Origin of the sequence: Terriglobus sp. YAF25 (assembly GCF_052113305.1) — a bacterium.
In the GTDB taxonomy this organism is placed as follows: domain Bacteria; phylum Acidobacteriota; class Terriglobia; order Terriglobales; family Acidobacteriaceae; genus Terriglobus.
Map to the genome: position 1 here is coordinate 1 of NZ_JBFRCY010000332.1, position 4,795 is coordinate 4,795.

General features: G+C 58.1%; 4 protein-coding genes. 2 read left to right on the forward strand and 2 right to left on the reverse strand.

What is annotated here, in order from left to right; all coding sequences use genetic code 11:
• On the reverse strand, positions 1-825 hold an 825-nt coding region (locus AB4043_RS14760), incomplete at its 3' end, for a carboxypeptidase regulatory-like domain-containing protein (RefSeq protein ID WP_442307383.1).
• Positions 826-1,164: 339 nt separating this feature from the next.
• Between AB4043_RS14760 and AB4043_RS14765 the strand changes: the two genes are divergently transcribed.
• Positions 1,165-2,349: an ROK family transcriptional regulator gene (locus tag AB4043_RS14765; protein WP_442301483.1), complete on the forward strand. Its 1,185-nt coding sequence runs from the start codon at positions 1,165-1,167 to the stop codon at positions 2,347-2,349.
• Positions 2,350-2,470: 121 nt separating this feature from the next.
• On the opposite strand, the gene AB4043_RS14770 is transcribed toward AB4043_RS14765, so the two are convergent.
• On the reverse strand, positions 2,471-3,862 hold the full coding sequence (locus tag AB4043_RS14770; RefSeq protein WP_442307384.1) for a Gfo/Idh/MocA family oxidoreductase: 1,392 nt from the start codon (positions 3,860-3,862) through the stop codon (positions 2,471-2,473).
• A 317-nt stretch (positions 3,863-4,179) separates the two neighbouring features.
• Here AB4043_RS14770 and AB4043_RS14775 point away from each other — a divergent pair.
• Positions 4,180-4,795: aminotransferase class V-fold PLP-dependent enzyme (locus AB4043_RS14775; RefSeq protein ID WP_442307385.1), on the forward strand; the 616-nt coding region annotated here is incomplete at its 3' end.

Genomic DNA, 4,795 nt, shown 5'->3' on the forward strand with positions numbered 1-4,795 from the left:
GAGCTTGTCTTTGATAATCGGGCCGCCGATGTTCGCGCCGTACTCGTTGAGGATGTTCTTCGGTGTTACCGGAGTCGTCGAAACACGCGTGAAGTACTGACGTGCATTGAATTGCGAGATCGAGTTGTACTCCCAGGCGCTGCCGTGGAAGTTGTTCGTACCGCTCTTGACGATCAGGTTCGCCGCGATACCGCCGGCAGCTCCCTGCTCAGCATTGAAGCTGTTGGTCACAATGTTGGCGGACTCGATCGAGTCCGTCGGCGGAATATACGCAACGATGGACTGAAGCCACGGATATCCCACAGCTGCGCCGTCAATCTTGGTGGAGTTGATGGTGTTCGCAATTCCGTTTGCCGTCACTGCCTGGGTACGGCCCGGGTTACCTGCCTGCGAGTTGTTCTCTGTCGGTGGCGGCACACCAGGAATCAGACGATAGAGCCCCTGGAAGTTACGGCCGGCGGTGGAGGTCGTCGGCAGCTCCTGCACCTGAGTGCTGGTGATCTCGTAGTTCACGTCGGCACGGTCGGTCTGCAATGCCGGCGGAGCCGTGGTGACCTCAATCTTGTCGGAGACCGCGCCCAGCGACATCGTCGTGTCGATACGGCGGGTCTGGTTGGCGCTGACGGCGACACCTTTGCTTACGCTCTGCGTGAAGTTAGGCGCGGAGAAGGTGATGTCGTAGGTTCCGGGCGGCAGATCAGTGAACTGATAGTTGCCGGAGGTGTCCGTCGTGGTGGTGCGGCTAAGACCGGTGGATGGATTGGTTGCGGTTATCTGTGCGTTGGGAAGAACGGAACCGGTCGCGTCGCTAACAACACCGGTCAATGTTCCATAGAGTGTCTGCCCGAAAGCTTGGTACCCCCAAAAACACCCGACCCACAACAAGAACTGCAAGAGAAGAAGGCTACGTTTTTTTGACATCAGTGCATCTCCAGTGCATCTTTTGGAAGCGGACCGAACTATATGTTTGCGTTTGGAAGAGTGTCAAGGCATTTGATCGAGGGTGTTTTCTACGACAACCGAAGAAAATTGAGGAAATCCCGATTTGGTTCGCGGAAATAACTTTGGTTCCGACGGCAAGCTAAATCAGCCACAAYTTGTGATTTATGGGAGATTTGTGAAATAAATACACGCGCTCTTATTGAGGTACTTTTTTCAGCTCGAATGAAACGTCCTCCATCTCCCGCTCCCAGCACCCGCACGGCTGCGCCGATTCGTGACCACAACCGCGATCTGGTCCTGGAAGTCTTGCGCTGCAACCAACCCATCTCCCGTGTCGATATCGCGCGACGGTCGGGTCTGCAGCGCTCCACTGTCTCGGCCATCGTCGACGGCCTGATCGAAGAACGCTGGATCCGCGAAGGACAGATACTCAAGACAGCACGGGGCCGCAGGCCGACCATGCTGACCATGAATGACGATCTCGTCATCCTGGTCGCCGATGTTCGCCCGACGCAGACCATTCTCGCCGTTGTCGATCTGAATGGAAGATTTCTCGACCGCACGTTGGTACCCGTGATCGCTAATGCCAAACAAGGCGTCGATGCCATTGCCGAAGGGATGAAGCGTTTACAGGCACAGTTCCCTGACAAGACATGCGAGGGTGTCGGCATCAGCCTCCCCGGCCGCGTCGACAAGCGATCGCAACGGCTGGCCCTGGCGCCGAACCTTCCCTGGGTTGGCTTCGATATCCGCGGCGCACTACAGAAACGGCTTGGACTCCAGGTAGAGCTGGAGAACGCAGCCAATGCCTGCATGCTGTCAGAACAGTGGTTCGGACGCCTTCAGGGCATTCGCAATGCAGTGCTGGTCACCATCTCAGAAGGCGTCGGTGCAGCATTACTGGTAAACGGCAACCTCGTCGAAGGCGCAACCGGCATGGCGGGGGAACTAGGACATATTCCCATCGCCGACTCCGGTCCTCAATGCGCATGCGGACAGGTGGGCTGCTGGGAGATGTTCGCCTCGTCAAGGGCGGCGCTGCGCTACTTCCACGAAAGCGCTGTCTCCAACCAGACACCGACCATTCAGCAGCTTCTCAACATGGAAGCCAGCGGCAACGAGAAAGCACGGATCGCGCTGGAGAAGCAGGCCAGAGGTATTGGCCGGGGACTGCGCATCGTGACCGCGACCTTCGATCCTGAGGTGATTCTCTTTGCCGGCGACATCACGCTGCGCTGGGACACCGTGGGACCCATCGTTGCCTCGGAACTCTCCACCCGCATGTTGACCGGAGGCCCGCCGAAGCTGATCGCGCTGGCCGATGGCGAAGCAGCTCGTCTTCGCGGCGCCGCAGCAGTCGTGCTGCAACGCCATACGGGCTTCAAGCGGTTGACGGCACTTCGCTAGGAGCTCTTTTGTTTGTCATTTCGTAGTGACCGCAGGGAGTGGAGAAATGACAAATAAAAGCGGTTCGAGCTTCGCTCGAATACCCAGGTCCCCAAGGGACCTGAAGCACCCGGATTCACCTCTACACCGGCAACGTATACGGCGTTCGCTGCGTGCGGCTGAGATACCGGTTGGCATCGTCATCCTTCACAAAGCGCTCTTTCGCCGGATCCCAGTGCAGGCGACGCTTTGTCTTCATTGCAATGTGGTGCAGCAAGCAGGTGGAGCAGGCACGGTGTCCAATCTCAGCCGGAGCAATGGGCTCCTTACGCGAGCGGATACAGTCGAGCCAGTTTCCATGCTGATCTTCGCTGTAGTAGAGATGCGTCTCATTCGGGCCGATAACGCTATCGAGAATCTTCGGATCACTCGCCACCAGCGGCTCGATCTTTGCCTTCTCGCCCGCGGCAGCCGTAGGCGAGGCCTGTTCATCGCGGCAGACAAAAATCCATCCCTTGGTGCCATAAAACTTAATGCCGTTCTGGAACTCTCCGCTGATGGTCATGGTCACGCCATTCGCATAGACGGCGTTGGTCTTGAAGGGTCCATGGACATCCCACAATCCGGAGGTCGGGAACTCCGCCGTTCCCCAGATCTCGACCGGGCCGGTAAGTTCGGTATTCATGCCCCAGTGCGCGGTGTCGACGTGATGGGCGCCCCAGCCGGTAATCATGCCGGCGCCGAATTGTTCGCAGCGCAGCCAGCCCGGACGATCGAAACCATGGGTGGGCATGACGCGGTCAAGTGTGTATGGCACCTCAGGCGTAGAGCCAAGCCAGGCGTCGTAGTTGAATCCCGCCGGCACCGGCATCGGCGCCGGGTTGCCTCCAGATGGATCGCCCGGCAGACCGATCTCGACGTGCTTGATGTCTCCGATGCGTCCATTCCGTACCAACTCACAGGCGCGACGGAATTGCTTCCACGACCGCTGCTGCGAACCGATCTGCAGGATGCGGCCTGACTTCTTGACCTCGTCTGCCATGCGTCTGCCCTCCGCGATGGTGAGCGAGGCAGGCTTTTGCAGATAGACATCCTTGCCTGCACGAACGGCATAGACGGCAAGAATGGCATGCTGATGATCGGGCGTGGAGATCACAACCGCATCGATATCTTTGTTGGCCAACAGCTCGTGATAGTGGCTGTAGCCCAATGTCCCCTGATAGGGCTTGCCGGTCTTTTTGGCATAGATGCCGTCAATCAATTCCCTGCCTGCCTGAACGCGGCCGGCATCCAGATCGCAGACGGCGAGAATAYGCGCCTGGTCGTACTTCCAGAGGTTCGGAAGATCGTGCGTGCGGGAGATACGGCCGACGCCAATGGCGCCGATGTTGATGCGGTTCGAGGGGGCGTTCTGTCCGAAGACGGAACTCGGAACAATCGCCGGGAATCCGGCTGCGACCGCGGCGCCTGCTGACGTCTTCAGGAACCGCCGGCGCGAGTAGGTCGTGCTCTCCGTGCTCTTCTCTGTTTCCATGACTCATCCCTCTTGTTAGTTAACCCGCACCAGCGGGCCTGATTCGTTTGCGGAAGGAACAATTGCCGATTACCCGGCCTCAAGCCGACGAATTCCGGCTGGCCTGAGAGGCGCGACAATCTTACACACTTCCGGTGAAATTCGGCATCCCGCCTTCCGTTTCCCTCACGGAACAATGGTTTAGCGAACTTATGATGGTCATTTGAATTAAATCTGCTGCAAGTGCGAATTCCCACGGTAAATCGTCGCTGTCTGCAAAGGTTTCACCGTGAACAGCAAGGCTCTTCACGGTAAAGCGTGTTTACGTACAGAAGAGCATGCCCTACATTGCTGGTATGGCCCAGCACGATCGTCGCTCCTTCCTGAAGATGACCGCCCTTGCCGGCGCATTTTCATCGAACAGTTTTTTTCAGCAGGCGCATGCGGAGGAATGGCAGGCGGCGGCCAGCGCGGTTAACGATCACGATGCGGCAACGGTAGCGCAGAACGAGGATTTCTGGGGCGTGATCCAGCGCGGCTATTCGGTCAGCCCGCTGATCCTGAACCTTAATAATGGTGGCGTCTCTCCCGCCCCGATTGTCGTGCAGGAGGCAGTCGCCCGCTATAACCAGATGACGAACGAAGGGCCCTCGTACTTCATGTGGCAGATCCTGGACCAGGGCCGCGAGCCGCTCCGTCAGAAGCTTGCCCGGCTTGCAGGCGCCTCCGCTGAAGAGATCGCCATCAACCGGAATGCGACCGAGGCGCTGAACACCATCATCTATGGTCTGCCGCTCAAGGCCGGAGACGAAGTAGTCGGCTGCAAGTTCGACTATCCGAACATGATGAATGCCTACCGGCAGCGGGCGGAACGCGACGGCATCGTCTACAAGCAGGTCACCTTCAAGTTTCCGGTAGAAGATGTAGACGCCGTCGTAAAGACCTACGAACAGG